Here is an 18,071-nt window from a genome sequence, read left to right as displayed (position 1 = left end):
GGCAGGAGCTGCGCGTTCGCCACCATCCCGGGCGCACCGCACCCGCCCTGCTATAGTCGGCGCAGGTGGCTGCCGTCCGGCTCACCCGAGGGGCGGAGTGGGCCCGGCTCGCGCTGCACCGATGCACAGCGATCAGCGAAGGTTCCGCCATGCGCCAATGCTCCACGCCGCGAAGGTTTCCCTCCTGATGTCCGGGCCCGTAGGCCCGCGGCGCCGGTTGCGGGGGTGGGTGCGCCATGGGAATCCCTGAGCTGTCGGCCACGCTGTGGCAGGAACGGCACGCCCTAGAGGAACTGCTCGGGCCGACCGGGCAGCGGACCGAGGACACCCTCCGGGAGGAACTCGGGCTGATCCGCCTGGCCCGGGATGTCGAAATCGCCGCCGTCGCCCAGGAGTGGGGGCTGGACCCGGCGACCGGGCTCCCCGGCCTCGCCGCCGGTGCGCCGACGGATACCTGGCGCTGGATCCTCGACTCCCACCACCAGGCCCTTACCGACCTCGAGGTTCAACTGCGCGCCCGGGGTCCCGCAACGGACACCGGGGATGCCGCTGCCTCCACGGACGCGCCGGAGGGACCCACGGAACGGGTGGGCGCGGAGCGGGCGGGCACGGGCGGGTCCGGGTCCGCCGAACGGCCGGGCACCGACGGGCCCGAGCTTCCCGAGTCCCTGCTCAGCCAAGCGCTCAATGCCGTCTCCGAGGGCTCCCTCATCACGGATGCCGACCAGGACATCGTGTATGCCAATGCCGCATTCTCCACCATCACCGGCTACGCCCGCGAAGAAGTGATCGGCCGGAACTGCCGGTTCCTGCAGGGCCCGGGGTCGGATTCCGAGACCCTCGCCGCAATGCGCGGCCGCCTGGCCCGCGGCGAGACCTTCCGCGGCAACCTCCTCAATTACCGCAAGAACGGCTCGCCGTTCTGGAATGCCCTCACCATCTCCCCGCTGCGCGGGGAGGACGGCAGGATCACCCATTACGTGAGCATCCAGCGGGACATCACCGCCCAGGTGGCCCTGCAGGAGGAATTGCGCTTCCTCGCCCTCCATGACCCGCTGACGGGGCTGCCGAACCGTGCCGGGCTGGAGCAGCGACTGGGCGCCGCCCTTCCCGCCCAGTCCGTTGCGCTCGGAGTGATCAACCTCGATGGCTTCCAGGATGTGAACGGGACCTACGGCCATGATGCGGGCGACGCCCTCCTGCGGGAAGTGGCCCGCAGGCTGCAGTCGAACCTGCGCACCACCGACTTCCTGGCCCGGGCGGGCGGTGACGAGTTCATCATCCTGATCGCCGGGATCGACGACGACGATGCCCACCGGCAGATCGGGTCGGTCGCGGCCCGGCTCCACCGCTCTGTCGAAACGGCGGTGCCGCTTGGCGGTGGGAACTCCGTCCACATCGGGATGAGCATGGGGTTGGCGCTGCGCTGCAGCGGCCCCGAGGGCATCGGGGCGTCCCGGCGCCGGGCCGAAGCCGCCCTTCACGAGGTGAAGGCGCGCAGGGCCGACCGCCACCAGTGGTGGAGCCTTGCCAACCCGGTCGAAGGCGCCCCGCCCACCGAAGGGTGCCCTCCGCCATCTCCAACCCCTCCCGCTCCCCCGGCTCCGGCCGGGCGGGAGGCGGGGGACGCCGCCACCGGCCCCGAGGGCGCGGCCGGCACGCTGTCGATGGTCCTGCAGCCCGTCGTCGACTTCCGGACCGGAAAAGTCGACATCTTCGAGGCTCTCGCCCGGGTCAGCGTCAACGGCCGGCCGCCGGTGGGACCGGCCGACTTCCTCCCGGTGCTCGCCGCGGGCGAGGTGGACCAGCTGTTCCGGGACGGACTTGACCAGGCGCTGTCCCATCTCGCCCGTTGGGACGGGATGGGCCATTCCTTCCGGGTCAGCGTGAACCTCAGCCCGGCCACCCTGCTCGACCCGGAGTGCCCCCGCTGGATCGCCTCGGCGCTGGCCCACCACGGCATTGCCCCGGAGCGGCTCGTCCTCGAGCTCCTCGAGACCGGGGTGATCACCTCGAGGGTGCAGGTTGCGGCCCTGTCGCGGCTTCGGACGCTGGGTGTCCGGCTTGCCATGGACGACCTCGGCTCGGGCTACAGCAGCCTTCAGCGGCTGTCCGTCCTGCCCTTCAACGCCGTCAAGATCGACGGCGCACTCACCGGCCAGCTCAGGACGCGGCCCCTGCGCACGCTGACCCTGCTTGCCACGCTCATCCAGATGGGACGTGACCTCGACTGGGAAGTCATCGTCGAGGGCCTCGAGGACGCCGCCCTCACCGAGGCCGCCAGGATCCTCGGACCGGACTACGGGCAGGGGTATTTCCTGGCACCACCCCTCGACCCGCAGGACATCCCCGCGTCGGTTGAGGGAATTTCCCTCCCCGGCGCCGACGGCGGGCTTGACACCTTCCTCGGCGCCCTGGCGTTCACCTGGCAGTTTTCCCGGCTGCGCTCGCCGCACCCGGGCACCTACGCCCGGTGCCCGCTCACCGCGTTCCTGGACCTGCACGCCGACCCGGGTTCACCGGTCCCCGCCTGGCACGGGCTCCAGCACGGTCCGGCCGCGGAGGCCCTGGAGCCCGGGACACGGCTGCTCAACTGGCTTGCCGAGCGGAGTACCGAAGAATATGCGAGGTCCCCCCTGCAGTAATCGGACCGCAAAACGAATTCCATGGGTTCCGGACACAGAAAGACAATTGTTCCCTAAGATCGGTGGTGGAACGCGGGACCCTTTTCCGCGGCTCGTCGCACAATGCCCGCCGAAAGGGCCACCATGGATCCCACTCTTATTCCGATTATCCTCGCCGTCGTGGTTCTGCTCGCCCTTGCCGTCGTGGGGGTAATTCTCGCCCGCATGGCACTCCATATTGCGAGCCCCGACCAGGCGCTGATCATTTCCTCGAAGGACAGCAAGGGGCAGCCCGACCCGGACAGCCAGCGCGTTGTCTTCGGGCGCATCTTCATCAACCCGTTCTCCCAGCGTGCCTACCCGATCTCGCTCGCTTCCCGCCAGGTCTCACTCAAAATCGAGGGCATCTCGCAGAACGGCATCAAGCTGCACCTCACCGGGGTGGCGCAGGTCAAGGTGGGCGGGGACGCCGACGCGGTGCGCAAGGCCGCCCAGCGGTTCCTCAACCAGCAGGACGCAATCGACCACTACACCCAGGAAACCCTTTCCGGGTCGCTCCGCTCAATTGTGGGAACGCTGACCGTGGAATCGATTATCAAGGACCGTGCGACCTTCGCGAAGAGCGTAAAGGAGGAAGCCGAACACTCAATGCACAATCAGGGCCTGGAAATCGACACTTTCCAGATTCAGTCGGTCGACGACGACTCGGGGTATTTGAAGAACCTCGGCCGGCCGGAAGCGGCGCTGGCCGAGAAAAACGCAAAAATCGCCGAGGCCCGGTCAATTCAGGAATCCGAGCAGGCCCGTGCCATTTCGGACGAGCAGGTCGCCCTGGCCCACCAGCAACTCCTCATCAAACGCGCCGAGTTGAAGGAGGTCGCAGACGCCAGGCAGGCCCGGGCGGACGCGGCCGGGCCCCTCGCCGCGGCGGAGCAGAACGAGCAGGTGATCATCCGGGAGCAGCAGGTGGCGCAGCGGCGTGCCGAACTGCGTGAACGCGAACTCGACACCGAGGTGCGCAAGCCCGCGGACGCGGAGAAGTACCGGCTGATCCAGCAGGCGGATGCCAGGCTCGAGGAGCGGCGGCGGGCCTCGGAGGCGACCGAAATCGAGGCCCGGGTTGAACTGGCCAAACGCAAGCTCAACGCGGAGGGCGACAGGGTCGCGGCGGAGGCCGATGCGGCGGCGAACACCGCCCGGGGCACGGCCGAGGCGGCCGTCCAGGAGGCCCGTGGCCGTGCCGAGGCGGCCGTCATCCGCTCGCGCGGCGAGGCGGAGGCCGAATCGATCGGTGCACGCGGCAAGGCAGAGGCCGCCGGCATCGCGGCCCAGGCCGAGGCCTATGAGAAGTTCAATGAAGCGGCGGTGCTGAGCAAGGTCCTTGAGGTCCTTCCCGCCATGGCACGGGAGGTTGCCGCTCCGCTCTCGGCCATCAAGACGATGACGGTTGTGTCGAACGACGGCGCCGGCCAACTCAGCCGCGACGTGTCGACCGGCGTGCAGCAGACGACCCAGCTGATCAAGGACACCACCGGCCTGGACGTTATCTCGCTGCTTGGGGACATCCTGGAGGGAGCGGGGTCGGGCCGCCGCGGATCCGCGAACGGCGCCTCGGTGGCCCCGCCGGCCGCGGATGGAACAGTGGACGGCACCCGGCAGCCCTGACCGTCCTGCGGCCCCGCCGGTGCGGGGCGGCGGCGGTTCAGGCGGAAATCTGGAGGCGCTGCCCGGCAGGTTCGCCCGTCTCCCGGATCTGCCGCACCAGCCAGTCGACGAGGAGCCGTCCGGCGCCCGCATGGGGCGCCCGCGGGTCATGCTGCTGGACGTGCCACCGGGCCGCATCGGTGCTGCCGCCGTGGTCGGAGAGGAACTTGCTGAGGGGGCATTCGGCCAGGGCGCGGGGGTGCGGGGATCCCAGCCGGGCGAACTGCCAGTGGTAGGCAAGGGCCCCGAGGGATGTCCGGAGCGGGCCGCCCCGCTTGGGCAGGCGGAACTGCCCGGCCCACGCTGCGGCGCCTTCCGGCGGCAGCGGCTGGCTGAAGTGGTAGCCCTGGCCCAACGGTGCGCCGAGCACCGCCACCGCCTCGGCGATCCCCTCGTCCTCAACCCCTTCGATGACCACGTTCATGCCGAAATCCCTGCCCATCTGGATCAGGGTCGCGATCAGGCTGAGGGTCTCGGGCGGTTTCCTGCGGATCTCGGCGAGCAGGTCGCGGTCGAGCTTGATCGCGTTGAACGGCAGCGAGGACAGACGCTTGAGGCTGCTGTATCCGGCGCCCAGATCGTCCATGGCGAGGCCGACCCCCAGCCGGACCAGCTGGCTCAGGGCATCCCGTTGGATATCCCATTCGAGGCTCTGCGATTCGAGGAGTTCAAGCCCCAGCCGGTGGGGGGCGATCCGATGCCGGGTCAAGGCACTGCCGATCAGGGCCGGCGATGCCGGATCCAGCAGGGTCGTTGGCGGCAGGTTGACCGACACGCTGAACGATTTCCCCTCCCGGTCCCACTCGGCCAGCCGGGCGAGGGACAGCTCCAGCACCGTCGAAAAGATGTGGTCGAGGTCGAAGTTGCTCAGGCCTCCGAGGAACTCCGCAGGCGCCAGCACCGTCCCGTCGGGAAGGGTGAGGCGGGCCAGTGCTTCGAACAGGTGGACCGAACCGTCCCGCAGGTCGATGACCGGCTGCAGGCGGATCGAGAGGCCTCCACCGTAGAGGGCATCGCGCCGGCGCTCAAGAGCCCACCCGGCCTGCTCCTCGGTGGCGTCGGGCGGGACCCCGGGCAGTGCGGTCCCGGCCCGGTCGGCCGGAGGGAGCTCGGCGGCGAGTTCCCACCACCGGCGCCGTCCGTTCTTGCGGTTCTTCACGTCGTAGAGCGCTTCATCGGCGCTCTTGAGCAGGGAAGCGGTGTCGAAACCGTCCTCGGGGAACAGTGCCAGGCCCATGCTCATGCCGACCGTGACCTGGCTGGATCCGATGTTGAAAGGCCGCTCGACGACGGCGGACAGCCGTTCCAGCACCTGCGCGAGACCGGTCTCGGGGTCACCGCGCCGGATACCGGCCAGAATCAGGACAAACTCGTCCCCGCCCATCCGGCCAAGGAAATCCTCATCGCGCAGTTCGGCCTGGATGCGCGCCGCCCACTCCTTGAGCAGCATGTCGCCGGCCTCATGGCCGAAGGTGTTGTTCACTACGCGGAAGTCGTCGAGGTCGATCATGCCAACGGCCGCCGTCACCTCGGAGCGGGACCCGGCCGCGAGGATGCCGGCGAGGTGGTTGTTCATGGCGAGACGGTTCGGCAATCCCGTGACGGGATCGTGGAGGGCCTGGAAGCGGAGCTGTTCGAGGAGGGCCATCCGGGTGTTGATGTCCCGCTGGACGCTCACGAAGTGGGTGAGCTCCCCCGACGCCGACCTCAGCGGCGTGATGCTGAGCATGTTCCAGAACGCCGACCCGTCCTTGCGGTAGTTGAGGATCTCGCCCCGGAACCCCTCCCCGGCGTCGAGCGCAAGCCGGATGCCCGCCAGGGTGTCGGCGTCGGTGCCGGGCCCCTGGAGTATCCGGCAGTTGCGCCCGAGCACCTCATCCGCCGCGTATCCGGTGATGGCGGTGAAGGACTCCGAGACGTGGAGGATCCGCTCCGATGCATCGGTGATCAGGGAGATTTCCGAGGTTGCGGCCATCGCCTGGATGAACAATTCCTCCGGCAGTTTGCCGTCGCCGAAACGTGGGCCTTGGCGCAGATGCATGACGTAGTCCCCCTCTACCTGTCACATCCAAAGGCACCCGCCACCCGCCGTGCTGCCGCGCGGTGCGGCGTTACGCGGCTTCTTGTGCCGGATGCTACTGGCATGCTAACCCCTATCCAACCCGGCGTATACGTCTGCCCTCCCGCCGGGCGCGGCGGGAGGAGACCGGACGTAGGCTGGCGGGAGCCATCGAACACCTGCGAAGGAAGGCTGCAACGTGGAGTGGATGTGGGTTCTTTCCGGGGACGGGTGGCACCGGCGGCCCGGGCGCAGCAGCCTGCCACCGCCGAGCCCGGGGCGGAAGGCCCCGGCATGATCCAGCAGCGCGCCCGCGCAACGCGCGAGTCGATCCTCGCCGGGGCCGCCGCGGTCTTCGAAAAGCAGGGGTATGGGAACGCCTCCCTCGCCAGCGTCGCCGAGCGGGCCTCGGTGACCAAGGGCGCGCTGTACTTCCACTTCCGCTCGAAGGACGAACTGGCACGTGCGGTGATCGCGGCCCAGCACGCCTTCGTGATGGAACGGTCCGCCGCCATCCTCGCCGAAGGCCGGCCGCCGCTTGAATCGATGATCCTGATGTGCCGCGAATTCGGCAGGGACCTCATCGCCGAACCCATCGTGCGCGCCGGGGTCCGGCTGACCTTCGAGGCGACGGCCTTCGGGCAGGACATCGCCGGGCCCTACCGCGACTGGGTCGAAACGGTGGAGCGCCTGACACGGGCCGCGCGCGACGAGGGCTGGCTGCATGCCGATGTCGACCCGGAGTCCTTCGCCAGGCTCCTCGTGGGCTCATTCACGGGTGTCCAGATGGTTTCGGACATCCTGACCGGGCGCCGCGATGTGCTTGAGCGCATCGAGGACATGTGGGCCGCGCTCCTTCCGGGCATCCTGTCCGAGGGCCGCCGGCCGGAGGGACGGCGGCTCGCCGGGCTGATCTCCGGGGACCCGACCCAGTAAACCGGTCAAACGGTTTGTTTTTAGGGCCGTCTGTGCTTAGGCTTCGTTGTGGCGTAGGACTCACCGCTCCGTGGGGGAAGCGGTGAGACGACGGAACGCATCCGTTCCCGCCACTGGACGTGCCCGGCGCTGAATCGAATTCCGCCCGGGCACGTCCACAGGGTAACGGCCCCGGCAGGCTTACCGGGCTCCGTCCCGCCAATCCCGCAGCGCCTCGACGACCAGGTCGTGGTCGTCCACCTGCGGCAGCCCCGACACCGTCACCACGGCCACGGGCCCCACGCCCCGCACATACAACGGAAACGCCCCACCGTGCGCCGCAAAGACCGTCGGATCCAGCATCGGGTTGTCCGCCGGCGTCCCGCCGCCTTGGCGCGCCCGGAGGCCCACCAGCAGCGATGGCTCGGCATACCGCGCTGCCGTGCGGCTCTTGGCGGCTGCCCAGATGTCGTTGTCGTAGGTCGCCCCCTCCAGGGCGACGTGGAAGACCACGTGCTCGCCCCGTCGGATGTCGATGGCGATCGGGAGGTTCCGGGCGGTGCCCAGCCCCACCAGCCGGAGACCCAGTGCGACGGCGTCGGCCGGAGCGAACCGGTCGAACTGCAGCTCCGCGATCTCACCTTCGATCCGCTCAATCTCGGCGAGGAGCAGTCCCTCGGGCTGCGGCTCGGCCGACTCGGGATCGTAACGGGAGGGAGAAGTCGATGTCGTCATCGCACCAACCTACTCTCCCGGCGGGCGTATCCACGGCCCTGCGGCGGGACAGGGCTGGCGACCGGGGCGCGTGCCCCGGTCCTCTATGCGGGACGGTCCGGCATTTCGACCGGGCAGGCGCCCCGTGAGCTACCGGCGGTTGAGGATGCCCCGGATCATTCCGCCAAGTCCACCGCGGGAGCCGCCGCTCATGCCACCCCGGCCCGTGGTGCGTCCCATGCCACGCCCCACGCCACCCATGCCGCGTCCTGTTCCACCGGCGCCGCGCGGCCGGCCGGTGCCCGTCGTGCCCGTCGTGCCGCGGCCCGCCAGCCGTCCCGCAGCGTTGATAAGTCGGTTGCTCAAGCCCATGGCGCACTCCCCTGGTCGGCTGTGCCCGCAGGTTGACTACCCGCCGGTCACGCCTCAATGCTAAGCCTGCGTTGTATTCGGAGCCATTACTTTCAGGCCCTTCATCGGGCGGATTCCCTCTCGGTACGATGAGTCCACCAGCCCCGGCGGAGGCCCCGGGGCCGCAGCGGGCACTCGCACAAGGAGCGGACAACATGGCAATCGCGGAGGACGACGGCGGGGAGATGGTCATTGGAGACGTCAGCCGGGTGGGCGGCCGGGCGCTTGCGGTGGGGCTTTCCGGCTCCGGAGGCGAGGAGGTGCTCAAGATCGGCTGGGTGGAGCAGTCAGCCGAACTCGAACTCACGATGGAGGAGGCGGTTGCCCTCCGCGACGAGATCGACAGGATCATCCGGGACCGCCAGGCGCACTCCTCGTAGCAGGCTAGGCCTGGACCGCGGGGTTGGCCACGATGACCCGGTGGTTTCCCTCGCACTGATACACCGCCACCGCACCCTCCGGGACGGGGCCGGAGGCCGGCCACTGGCTCTCGGGAAGTTCCTGCAGGGCGGATCCGCACGAAGGACACACGGCGCTCATTCTTTCCTCCTGGGAACGGCGGGCAGGTCCTGCCATTAAACCCGGTCCCGGCCGCCGGGCATACCGGGCGGGGATTGCGCCCGGGCTGGACAAATCCGCATTTCCCGAGGTGCCGCCGTCCGGCGGCCCGCCCCGGGCGCGTCGGCATCCGCCGTCCGGAGGCCTTCCCTTTGACACCGCAGCGCAAGGCTTCCTAGACTCGTGCGAACCTGTGAGAGCGCTCTCACCACCGGTCCCGCGCCGTCCGGATCCCAGGGGGAACCGGGACGGCCCTGCCAGGGCGGTGGCCGCGGCGCTGCCATGCCGGTGCTTTCCGCGGTTGCCGGGGCCGCACCATTTTCCACAACCATCCAAGGAGCAGTGAAGGGCCGATGCCTCAGCAGGAACACTTCCGTACGAACTGGCCGAAGGGTTTCATCTGGGGCTCGGCCACCGCCGCCGCCCAGGTGGAGGGCGCGGGCCACGAGGGAGGCAAGGAGGACTCGGTCTGGGATGCCTTCGCCCGCATCCCCGGCGCGGTCGCCCGGGGCGACAACCTCGAGACCGCCGTGGACCACTACCACCGCATGCCCGAGGATGTGCGCCTGATGAAGGAACTGGGGCTCGACTCCTACCGCTTCTCCACGAGCTGGGCCCGGGTACGCCCCGGGGATCGGGGCGCCAACCGCGAGGGGCTCGACTTCTACTCCCGGCTCGTCGATGAACTGCTTGCCGCCGGCATTCTGCCCTGGTTGACCCTCTACCACTGGGACCTGCCGCAGGCGCTCGAGGAGAAGGGCGGATGGGCCAACCGCGACACCGCCTACCGCTTCGTCGAGTACGCCACCGACGTCTACGACGCCCTCGGGGACCGGGTGCGGCACTGGACAACCTTCAACGAGCCGTTCTGCTCCTCCCTGCTGGGGTACGGGTCCGGGGTGCATGCGCCGGGCCGGCAGGAACCGCGCGCCGCGATCGCCGCGGTGCACCACCAGCACCTCGCCCACGGCCTGGCAGTGAATGAGCTGCGAAGCCGCGGCGCCTCGAGCCTCGGCATCACCCTGAACCTCAGCAACTCGATCCCCCGGGACCCGGCCGACCCGGCCGACCTCGAGGCCGCACGCCTTTTCGACTCGCTGCAGAACCGGATCTTCCTCGACCCGATCCTCCGCGGCGCCTACCCGGAGGACTCCCTGCAGGACCTCGAGCCGTTCGGGCTGGCCGAGGTCATCCAGCCGGGCGACCTTGAGATCATCGGTGCGCCGCTGGACTTCCTCGGGGTGAACCACTACCACGACGACCTCGTCGGCGGCTCCTCCGACGACCCGGGCAGCGACGGGCACGCCGGCGGAGCCGAGCGGCCGGCCGCCTCGCCCTGGATCGGTGCCGAGCACATCACCTTCCCCAGCCGCGGCCTGCCGCGCACCGCGATGGACTGGGAGGTCAACCCCGACGGCCTGCGGCACCTGCTGGTGCGCCTCGGCCGGGAATACGAGAACCTTCCCCCGCTGTACATCACGGAGAACGGCGCCGCGTACGACGACGAGGTCGGTGCCGACGGCGCCATCCACGACGCCGAGCGCACCCAGTTCATCCTGGACCATGTCGACGCCGTAGGGCGGGCCATCGACGAGGGCGCCGACGTGCGGGGGTACTTCGTGTGGTCCCTGCTCGATAATTTCGAATGGTCGTGGGGGTACGGCAAGCGGTTTGGAATTGTGCGGGTGGACTACGACACCCTGGCCCGCACGGTCAAGGACAGCGGGCACGCCTACGGCCGCCTGATTGCCGCCGCCCATGCCGGAACCGGGTCCTCCCCGGAGGCCGCCGAGGCCCAGGGCCGGCCCGCCCGGTGACACCGCAGGGACCGGACGCCGGACGTCCCGGGGCCGGCCCGGCAGCGGGCTCGCGGTGACACCGCACGGGCGGGACCGGGCGGTGCCGACACTTGAAATGGTGGCGGCACGGGCCGGAGTCTCACGCGCCACGGTCTCTCGGGTCGTCAACGGCTCGCCGTCGGTGGATCCGCAGCGCGCCCGGGCGGTCCGGGACGCCGTCTCGGCCCTGAACTATGTGCCGAACCGTGCGGCCCGCTCGCTCGCCAGCAGGCGGGCCCAGGCCGTGACGCTCGTCCTTCCCGAGTCGGCGTCGAAGGTCTTCGCGGACCCGTTCTTCGCCTCGATCATCCAGGGCATCGCGGGCGCCCTGGCCGACACCGAGTTCACCCTGAACGTGGTCCTGTCCTCGGAGTCCTCGCCGGAGAAGACCCGGCGCTACCTGCTGGGCGGAAACATCGACGGCGCCCTCGTGGTCTCCCACCACCGGGGGGACTCCTCCTGGGCGCAGGTGTCGAACGCGCTGCCGACCGTCTTCGCGGGCCGCCCCCTTGCGGGCGGTCCGGACAGCTACTACGTCGAGGTGGACAACGCGTCCGGAGCGGCCGAAGCCACGGACCTGCTCATCGCGAGGGGCCGGCGGAACATCGCCACGATCGCCGGGCCGCAGGACATGTCCGCCGGGATCGACAGGCTCTCGGGCTGGCGGCAGGCGCTGGCAGCGGCGGGCCTGGACCCCTCGCTCGTCGAAGTCGGGGACTTCACCGCCGACTCGGGGGCGGAGGCGATGCGCCGGCTCCTCGCACGCGGTCGGCCGATTGACGGCCTGTTCGCCGCTAGCGACCAGATGGCCGCCGGGGCCTACCGGGTGCTCGCCGCCCATTCGCTGCGCATCCCTGGGGATGTCTCCGTGGTCGGGTTCGACGACGACCAGTTCGCGACGGCGCTCTCTCCTGCGCTGACAACGGTCCACCACCCGGTTCCCGCGATGGGCGCACGGATGGCGGAGGTCCTGGTGGCCCGAATCGAGGGCCGCCCGGTCGACCGCGTGACCCGGCTGGGGACGTCCCTGGTACTGCGGGATTCCGCCTGAGCGGCCCGCGGGTCAGGCTTCGGCTTCCTCGGGCTCCCCGGCTGCGGGCTTGAGGACCGTCACCTCGGCCACCGGCCGCGCCTCCTGCTCCGCTTCGTCGTCCCGGCGGTCAAGTTCCTCGGTCAGCTCCTCGAGGCGGAACTCGGTTTCCGGAACAAGCTCACCCAGTTCGTCGTACTCCGCATCGATCTCCCGGTGGATCTTGCTGTGAAGGACTTCGACCGATTCGTCCTTGAGCTCCGTGAGGTCTTCGGGGAACGGCTCCTCCGGGGTGAGTCTGCTCTTGTTCGGCATTTCTTCTGCTCTGTCTCTGGGAGGGATGACCAAGGTGGGGGGTGATCCAAGGGTGTGAATCGAGGCCACTAGGAAAGCATATAGGTAGGCCCTCTAACAAATCACGGAGGAAATCCCCACCGCGCCGGGCCCTGGAGGAGGAGCATGGGCGCGGAAAGCCCTATCACTCCCCGGGCGGGTGGATCTCCCGGCCCCCGGACAATCCGACGACCTCGGGTTCGGGGAGATCGGCTGCCTCGGCGATGAGCGCCGGAGGTTCACCGTGGCGCAGGGCCGCAACGACCGCCTCCTCGAGGGTCAAGGACGCGTGGTCGAACTCGAAGGCCGCCGCTTCCTTGTCCGCCGCGGCGATGCGGATGCGGCGGAGGTCTTCCTCATTCATAGTGTCAGCCCTTCTTCACTGGACCGGAGAGATACGCAGGGAAGACCGTTTCCGCCCCCCATCCGTTCCGCCGGAATCGGCGGAACACGCTCATCATAAGAGCACTTCTTCCTTTCCGGTAGCGTCCCCGGGCCCGGGGTGGGAACCGTTTCCGTTCTGTGGCCCGACAGTGGAGGGCCGGACCCTCCGGCGCCCATTGCCCCGGGGCGTCCTCTTTGCGAGTGTTGGCATAACCACCTCCCCACCGACAGGCGTGATGCATGGATCTGGGCGCAACGGCAGCCGAACTTTACGCGCTGCCCCTCGATGAATTCACCCGTGCCCGGGACGGCCGCGCGAAGGAAGCTGCCGCGGCCGGCGACAAGAACCTCGGCGGCGCAATCCGGAAGCTGAAGAAGGCTTCAACGGCGGCGTGGCTGGTGAACCTGCTGGTGGACCGGCAGCGCCCGGAGGTCGAACAGGTGCTGGCTCTTGGAGTCTCCCTCCGCGAGGCCCAGGAGACCACCGACAGGGCCCGCCTCCACGCACTGGGCCAGCAGCGGCAGCGGCTCCTGGCCGCCGTCGCACGGCAGAGCCTTGACCTCGCCGCCGACCTCGGCCACCCGGTGGGCGCCTCGGCGCTGCCCGAGGTGGAGCAGACCCTCCGGGCGGCCATGACCGATCCCGCTGCGGCCGCGGCCGTCCTCACCGGCCGGCTCGTCCGGCCGCTCGAGGTGGCGGGGTGGGAGCCGGTGGACCTGGCCGGCGCCGTCGCCGGCCCGTTCACGGCGCAGCCGGGCGCCGAAGGCGCCGCCGGCGACGGCGGGGCTCCGGGCGATGGGGTGGAACGGGCGGCCGAGCTGTCGCGGGCCCAGGCCGACCTGTCGGAGGCCGAGGCGCACGCGCAGCGAACCGTTGAAGAGGCGGCGGCGGCACAGAAGCGGGCACACCGGATCGCGGTGAAGCGGAACGGGCTCCAGGCCTCGATCGAGGATCTCCAGGAGCGGCTTGAGGTGCTGCAGCGGGAGCTCGACGGGCTCGCCGCGGAGGTGTCGGAGGCCGGCCAGACGGAGGCCGCGGCCCTCCGCAATGCCGAGGCAGCCCAGGAGGAGGCCGAGGAGGCGCGGCGCCGGGTGGAGGACCTGGCCTGAGGAGCCGCTCCGCCCGGCGGTTGCACGCGGCGATTGCGCACGGCGATGGTGCCCGGCCGATCCCGCCTGCACCCTCGGCACAGGGGTGCCGTCCCTGCTAAGGTGGCGGCATGTCGGCCCGGCCGGACGCCTTTGGCGACGCGTTGGACAGGGCGAGGGTGCACGCTGAAGAGTGGCTCGCGTCCATCCCCACGCGTGCGCTGCCCCCGAGACGCACGGCCGAGGAACTCGCCGCACAGTTCGCCGCTCCCCTGCCCGAAGAGCCCACCGATCCCGCAGCCGTCATTGACGAACTCGCCCTGCTCTCCGAGCCGGGGCTCATGGCCATGCAGTCCGGCCGGTTCTTCGGCTGGGTCATCGGCGGCACCCTCCCGGCGGCGCTCGGGGCTGACTGGCTCGTGAGTGCGTGGGACCAGAACGCGGGACTGCGCTTTGCCACCCCGGCGGCTGCGGCAGCCGAGGAGGCCGCCGCGGGGTGGCTGCTGGAGCTGCTGGGCCTCCCGACCGGCAGCGCTGTCGGTTTCACGACCGGAGCCACCATGGCGAACTTCGTCGGCCTCGCCGCCGGGCGCCAGTTCGTCCTCGAGCAGGTTGGCTGGGACCTGGCCCGGGAGGGCCTTTCCGGCGGCCCGCGCGTCCGTGTCTTCGTCGGAGCCGAACGGCACGAGGTCGTCGACCTCGCACTGCGCTACCTCGGGCTCGGCGCCCCGGTCGTCGTGGAGGCGGACAGCCAGGGCCGCCTGCTTCCCGGGGCCCTGGCGGCGGCAATGGATGCGGGGCAGGGCCCGGCCATCGTCTGCCTGCAGGCCGGGAACCTCCACTCCGGGGCCTTCGATCCGATGGCCGAAGCGATCGAGGCGGCCCACGCACGCGGGGCGTGGGTCCACGTCGACGGCGCATTCGGTCTGTGGGCCGCCGCGAGCCCGCGCTACCGTGGACAGGTCGCCGGCGTCGGGTCGGCCGACTCCTGGGCCACCGATGCCCACAAGACGCTCAACGTCCCGTACGACTGCGGGGTGGCGGTGGTCTCGCGCCCGGAGGTGATGCGCGCCGCGTTCGCCGTGCACACGAGCTACCTCATCGCCGACGTCTCCGGCCCCGGCGACCCGCACGAAAGAGTCCCTGAATTGTCCCGCCGGGCCCGCGGGGTGCCCGTGTGGGCGGCCCTGCGCTCCCTTGGCCGCTCGGGCACGGTGGACCTTGTGGATCGGCTTGCCCGGCATGCCCGCGCCCTGGCCGAGGGCATCGCCCGGCTGCCCGGGGCGGAGATCCTCAACGAGGTTGCCTTCACCCAGGTCTGTGTGAGCTTCGGGGACGATGAGCGCACCCGGCGGGTCACCGAAAACCTCCTTGCCGGGGGAACGGCCTGGATGTCCGGGTCCCGGTGGCAGAACCGGGCGGTGCTGCGGATTTCCGTGAGCAACTGGTCCACCGACGAGGACGACGTCGAGCGCTCGATCGCCGCCGTCGCCGATGCCGTCGCAGCCGTTGGAGGGGAAATGGGTGAAGCGCAGTGAGCGAATCCCCCGGTGCGCGCGGCACCATGGTCCTGCGCTTCCTCGCCGCCCCCACCGACGTCGCGGTCGGCGGCGGGACGGTGCAGGCCGGCAGGGTGCTCGAATGGATCGACAAGGCGGGATTCGCCTGCGCCGTGGGCTGGAGCGGCGGCTACTGCGTCACCGCCTACGTGGGTGATGTCCGGTTTAACCGGCCCATTCCCGCCGGCAGCCTGATCGAGGCCCACGCAAAGCTGATCTACACCGGCAGCACTAGCATGCACATCCTCGTCAGCGTCCTGTGTGCCAATCCCCGGTCGGGCCGGTACGAGGAGGCCACCGAGTGCCTCCTGGTGTTCGTCGCGGTGGACGACGACGGCGCCCCGCGGCGCGTGCCCGAGTGGAAGCCCTCGACCGACGGGGAGCGCGCCTTCCACGCCGCGGCCGCCGAGCGCATCCCGATCCGATCCGAGATCAAGAAGGAGGTGGCCCGCACCGCGTTCACCGCCGCCGGATCCGGGCCGCAGATGACCTTCCGGTTCCTCACGGCGCCAACCGATGCGAACTGGAGCGGAAAGACCCACGGCGGCACGGTGATGGCCTGGATCGACGAGACGGCCTTCGCATGCGCCACCGGGTGGTGCAGATCGGACACAGCCGCCGTCTATGCCGGCGGCATCCACTTCCACCGCCCTGTCCCGGTAGGACACCTCCTCGAGATCGAGGCGCGGCTGTTGATGACCGGCACCTCGAGCATGCACATCGGGCTTCGGGTCCGGGCAGCGGACCCGAAGGACCAGGAGATGCACCTCGCGGCCCAGTGCCTGAGCGTCTTCGTGGCGCTCGATAAGGACGGCCGGCCCGTGCCGGTTCCGGCGTACGAGCCGGCCACCGATGAGGATCGGGCCCTGGAGCGCCACGCGCGCAGGCTCAAGGAGCTCCGTGAAGGAATGCCGGTGCTCGACCTCACGCCTTAGGGTCCACGCCCCGCTCCCGGCACCGCTGGCAGGGCATCCGGTGGTGTTCCGCCGGGGAGGGGTGGGGGCTGGTCGAGGGTCCCGGAAAACGGTGGGGGTGGGCCCGCAGGCGCCCGAGCAGACGGCCACGAAAATTCGTTGACGGGACTATACGTGCTGGTTACGCTTCCACTGGTACTGGGCCGCCCGACAAGCGAAAGGACCCTTGACAATGAAGCGCTTCACTCGGCTGGTCGTTGCCTCCGGCGCTGGTTTAGCTCTCACCTTCACGGTCCCGCCGGCGCTGGCTGCGCCGCCATCCGACCCGGGCAGCAACCGCGCCCAAGTGGAACATCGAGAATTCAGCAGCCCCGATGGATCATCCACCTACAAGGTCCACGGCGCGACCCGGAACGCCGACGGCCACTTCACTTCCAATTACCGCGATCAGTCGACCAGCGACGAGGCGTCGTTTGACTACAAAACCCACTACACCCTGACTGACAATGTGACTAAGTTGAGCAGCCAGAGTACGACGACCGAGAACGGCGAGACGTGCCGCTACAACTCCCGCTTTGTCGCCACAAACGGGGAGACGCGCACGGAGAAGTCGAGTTCGAACTGTTAGCGCGCGCAAGAGGTCACGCGTCCCCGACCATCGACCTCAAGCACCCGGCAACAAATCCCGCCTAAGCTTCGGCGCCATGCCCATAAACGGCCCCCGCATCGGTGTCATCCCCTGGGCGCCGGTTTCGGTCGGCGAATTGGCACGGCCGGGCGGTCTGGTCGACGCGGCAGCCGCGTGTCCGGACGCAGGCCCACCGCAGATCGCCGTCGATGGCTCTACCTATGCGCAACCAGGGGCCTTCCGGTCACACTCTCATTTGAACCGGGCATAAAAACGGCCCGGGTAGGCTGATCGTAAGGAAAGCAATCCACCGACCGGCGTACCCGCGGGGCGCGCCCGAAAAGGAGCACAACCCATGGCCCGAATCCTGATGGTCGTTTCCTCCGCCGATGCCCTCACCATGAGGGACGGCACCTCGCATCCCACCGGCGTCTGGGCCGAGGAGCTCGTCGTCGCGCACCGCACGCTGCGGGAGGCCGGCCACTCGGTGCAGCTCGCCTCACCGGGCGGCGTCAAGCCCACCATCGATGCGGCGAGCCTCGACCCGGAGCAGGTCGGCGGGCAGGCCAAGGCCGATGACTTCCGCTCCTACCTGGCGGACATCGACAACGAGCTCTCCTCGCCCCTGGTCCTCGCGCACGTCGATGCGTCCGAGTTCGACGGCGTCGTGATGCCCGGCGGCCACGGCCCCATGGCCGACCTCGCCTCGAACAAGGACTTCGGCCGGATCCTCGTCGAGACCAACACCGCGGGCAAGGTCATCGCGCCCTTCTGCCACGGCCCTGCCGGGCTGCTCAGCGCGGTGGACGAGGACGGCGGCTTCGCCTTCGCAGGACGCCGCATGACCGTCTTCACCAATGAGGAGGAGCTCGCCGGCGGCACCGGGGAGAACACGCCCTGGTTCGTCGAGGACGTGCTGCGCGGGAAGGGCGCGGTGCTGGAGACCTCCGCGGCGTGGAGCAGCGCCGTGGTGCGCGACGGCAACCTGATCACCGGCCAGAACCCGCAGTCCAGCGAGGACGTCGCCAAGGAAGTCATCAAGGCACTCGCCGAATAATCCCTGCAACTGCCGCAGGAAACGAAAACGACGGCGGGCGGTCACCAAAGAGTGACCGCCCGCCGTCGTTTTCGATCCGCCGCCACGGGGAGCGCCGGGCTCCCGCCGGTCCGCGGCGCAGGTTGCTAGGCCTGTTCGATGATCCAGGCGGTGGTGTCGGCGGGGAGCTTCCCGCCGGGCAGGGGCCCGCTGCTGACCACGACCCGGCCGGTGGGCAGGTCCACCGGTGCGGTGCCGAAGTTGGTCACCGAGTG

17 protein-coding genes are annotated in these 18,071 nt (G+C 69.9%); 11 read left to right on the top strand and 6 right to left on the bottom strand.

Translation table 11 applies throughout. The annotated features are described in order from the left end of the window. Positions 1-236: 236 nt before the first annotated feature. The gene (locus ACX80W_RS10290) at positions 237-2,645 is read left to right on the top strand and encodes a putative bifunctional diguanylate cyclase/phosphodiesterase (RefSeq protein WP_459282919.1); all 2,409 of its coding nucleotides are present in this window, start codon (positions 237-239) and stop codon (positions 2,643-2,645) included. Between the two features lie 123 nt (positions 2,646-2,768). Further along, positions 2,769-4,289, top strand: a complete 1,521-nt coding sequence (locus tag ACX80W_RS10285; RefSeq protein ID WP_459282917.1) for a flotillin family protein — start codon at positions 2,769-2,771, stop codon at positions 4,287-4,289. Between the two features lie 37 nt (positions 4,290-4,326). Here the strand turns inward: ACX80W_RS10285 and ACX80W_RS10280 are convergent, their stop codons facing one another. Next, on the bottom strand, positions 4,327-6,369 hold the full coding sequence (locus tag ACX80W_RS10280) for a putative bifunctional diguanylate cyclase/phosphodiesterase (protein ID WP_459282916.1): 2,043 nt from the start codon (positions 6,367-6,369) through the stop codon (positions 4,327-4,329). A gap of 312 nt (positions 6,370-6,681) precedes the next feature. On the opposite strand from ACX80W_RS10280, the gene ACX80W_RS10275 reads away from it, so the two are divergent. Beyond that, on the top strand, positions 6,682-7,323 hold the full coding sequence (locus tag ACX80W_RS10275) for a ScbR family autoregulator-binding transcription factor (RefSeq protein WP_459282914.1): 642 nt from the start codon (positions 6,682-6,684) through the stop codon (positions 7,321-7,323). A 180-nt stretch (positions 7,324-7,503) separates the two neighbouring features. Here the strand turns inward: ACX80W_RS10275 and ACX80W_RS10270 are convergent, their stop codons facing one another. Both ACX80W_RS10270 and ACX80W_RS10265 read right to left on the bottom strand, forming a co-directional pair. Further along, positions 7,504-8,037: a heme-degrading domain-containing protein gene (locus ACX80W_RS10270; protein WP_459282912.1), complete on the bottom strand. Its 534-nt coding sequence runs from the start codon at positions 8,035-8,037 to the stop codon at positions 7,504-7,506. A gap of 129 nt (positions 8,038-8,166) precedes the next feature. Further along, positions 8,167-8,382 carry a hypothetical protein gene (locus tag ACX80W_RS10265; RefSeq protein ID WP_459282910.1) on the bottom strand — a complete coding sequence of 72 codons (216 nt, stop codon included), beginning with the start codon at positions 8,380-8,382 and terminating at the stop codon, positions 8,167-8,169. Positions 8,383-8,582: 200 nt separating this feature from the next. On the opposite strand from ACX80W_RS10265, the gene ACX80W_RS10260 reads away from it, so the two are divergent. Next, positions 8,583-8,807 carry a hypothetical protein gene (locus tag ACX80W_RS10260; RefSeq protein ID WP_459282908.1) on the top strand — a complete coding sequence of 75 codons (225 nt, stop codon included), beginning with the start codon at positions 8,583-8,585 and terminating at the stop codon, positions 8,805-8,807. 4 nt (positions 8,808-8,811) lie between these two features. Here ACX80W_RS10260 and ACX80W_RS10255 read toward each other — a convergent pair whose 3' ends face one another. Beyond that, on the bottom strand, positions 8,812-8,967 hold the full coding sequence (locus ACX80W_RS10255) for a hypothetical protein (protein WP_459282907.1): 156 nt from the start codon (positions 8,965-8,967) through the stop codon (positions 8,812-8,814). Positions 8,968-9,338: 371 nt separating this feature from the next. Between ACX80W_RS10255 and ACX80W_RS10250 the strand changes: the two genes are divergently transcribed. Both ACX80W_RS10250 and ACX80W_RS10245 read left to right on the top strand, forming a co-directional pair. Then, complete coding sequence (locus ACX80W_RS10250) at positions 9,339-10,802, top strand: GH1 family beta-glucosidase (RefSeq protein ID WP_459282905.1); 1,464 nt, start codon at positions 9,339-9,341, stop codon at positions 10,800-10,802. A gap of 97 nt (positions 10,803-10,899) precedes the next feature. Continuing rightward, positions 10,900-11,874 carry a LacI family DNA-binding transcriptional regulator gene (locus ACX80W_RS10245; protein WP_459283121.1) on the top strand — a complete coding sequence of 325 codons (975 nt, stop codon included), beginning with the start codon at positions 10,900-10,902 and terminating at the stop codon, positions 11,872-11,874. Between the two features lie 12 nt (positions 11,875-11,886). Here ACX80W_RS10245 and ACX80W_RS10240 read toward each other — a convergent pair whose 3' ends face one another. Both ACX80W_RS10240 and ACX80W_RS10235 read right to left on the bottom strand, forming a co-directional pair. After that, positions 11,887-12,168 carry a hypothetical protein gene (locus tag ACX80W_RS10240; protein ID WP_459282903.1) on the bottom strand — a complete coding sequence of 94 codons (282 nt, stop codon included), beginning with the start codon at positions 12,166-12,168 and terminating at the stop codon, positions 11,887-11,889. Positions 12,169-12,331: 163 nt separating this feature from the next. After that, positions 12,332-12,550 carry a hypothetical protein gene (locus tag ACX80W_RS10235; RefSeq protein WP_459282901.1) on the bottom strand — a complete coding sequence of 73 codons (219 nt, stop codon included), beginning with the start codon at positions 12,548-12,550 and terminating at the stop codon, positions 12,332-12,334. Positions 12,551-12,810: 260 nt separating this feature from the next. On the opposite strand from ACX80W_RS10235, the gene ACX80W_RS10230 reads away from it, so the two are divergent. The 5 genes from ACX80W_RS10230 (at position 12,811) to ACX80W_RS10210 (ending at position 17,817) form a co-directional block, all read left to right on the top strand. Then, complete coding sequence (locus ACX80W_RS10230; RefSeq protein ID WP_459282899.1) at positions 12,811-13,680, top strand: hypothetical protein; 870 nt, start codon at positions 12,811-12,813, stop codon at positions 13,678-13,680. 110 nt (positions 13,681-13,790) lie between these two features. After that, positions 13,791-15,197, top strand: a complete 1,407-nt coding sequence (locus ACX80W_RS10225; RefSeq protein WP_459282897.1) for a pyridoxal phosphate-dependent decarboxylase family protein — start codon at positions 13,791-13,793, stop codon at positions 15,195-15,197. Next, positions 15,194-16,153 carry an acyl-CoA thioesterase gene (locus tag ACX80W_RS10220; RefSeq protein ID WP_459282895.1) on the top strand — a complete coding sequence of 320 codons (960 nt, stop codon included), beginning with the start codon at positions 15,194-15,196 and terminating at the stop codon, positions 16,151-16,153. The genes ACX80W_RS10225 and ACX80W_RS10220 overlap by 4 nt, the downstream gene beginning before the upstream one ends. Positions 16,154-16,364: 211 nt before the next feature. After that, complete coding sequence (locus ACX80W_RS10215) at positions 16,365-16,760, top strand: hypothetical protein (protein WP_459282893.1); 396 nt, start codon at positions 16,365-16,367, stop codon at positions 16,758-16,760. 355 nt (positions 16,761-17,115) lie between these two features. After that, entirely contained in the window at positions 17,116-17,817 is a 702-nt protein-coding gene (locus tag ACX80W_RS10210; RefSeq protein WP_459282892.1) for a type 1 glutamine amidotransferase domain-containing protein, read from the top strand. Positions 17,818-18,071: the final 254 nt, after the last annotated feature.

It is taken from the genome of Arthrobacter melezitosi (genome assembly GCF_054511055.1).
The sequence above is the reverse complement of the archived record's forward strand: the minus strand, read 5'-3'. Positions and strand labels throughout refer to the sequence as shown.

Coding starts and splice junctions, on each gene's coding strand:
- ACX80W_RS10290 (WP_459282919.1), top strand. CDS start 237: ATGGGAATCCCTGAGCTGTCGGCCACGCTGTGGCAGGAACGGCACGCC.
- ACX80W_RS10285 (WP_459282917.1), top strand. CDS start 2,769: ATGGATCCCACTCTTATTCCGATTATCCTCGCCGTCGTGGTTCTGCTC.
- ACX80W_RS10280 (WP_459282916.1), bottom strand. CDS start 6,369: ATGCATCTGCGCCAAGGCCCACGTTTCGGCGACGGCAAACTGCCGGAG.
- ACX80W_RS10275 (WP_459282914.1), top strand. CDS start 6,682: ATGATCCAGCAGCGCGCCCGCGCAACGCGCGAGTCGATCCTCGCCGGG.
- ACX80W_RS10270 (WP_459282912.1), bottom strand. CDS start 8,037: ATGACGACATCGACTTCTCCCTCCCGTTACGATCCCGAGTCGGCCGAG.
- ACX80W_RS10260 (WP_459282908.1), top strand. CDS start 8,583: ATGGCAATCGCGGAGGACGACGGCGGGGAGATGGTCATTGGAGACGTC.
- ACX80W_RS10255 (WP_459282907.1), bottom strand. CDS start 8,967: ATGAGCGCCGTGTGTCCTTCGTGCGGATCCGCCCTGCAGGAACTTCCC.
- ACX80W_RS10250 (WP_459282905.1), top strand. CDS start 9,339: ATGCCTCAGCAGGAACACTTCCGTACGAACTGGCCGAAGGGTTTCATC.
- ACX80W_RS10245 (WP_459283121.1), top strand. CDS start 10,900: ATGGTGGCGGCACGGGCCGGAGTCTCACGCGCCACGGTCTCTCGGGTC.
- ACX80W_RS10240 (WP_459282903.1), bottom strand. CDS start 12,168: ATGCCGAACAAGAGCAGACTCACCCCGGAGGAGCCGTTCCCCGAAGAC.
- ACX80W_RS10235 (WP_459282901.1), bottom strand. CDS start 12,550: ATGAATGAGGAAGACCTCCGCCGCATCCGCATCGCCGCGGCGGACAAG.
- ACX80W_RS10230 (WP_459282899.1), top strand. CDS start 12,811: ATGGATCTGGGCGCAACGGCAGCCGAACTTTACGCGCTGCCCCTCGAT.
- ACX80W_RS10225 (WP_459282897.1), top strand. CDS start 13,791: ATGTCGGCCCGGCCGGACGCCTTTGGCGACGCGTTGGACAGGGCGAGG.
- ACX80W_RS10215 (WP_459282893.1), top strand. CDS start 16,365: ATGAAGCGCTTCACTCGGCTGGTCGTTGCCTCCGGCGCTGGTTTAGCT.
- ACX80W_RS10210 (WP_459282892.1), top strand. CDS start 17,116: ATGGCCCGAATCCTGATGGTCGTTTCCTCCGCCGATGCCCTCACCATG.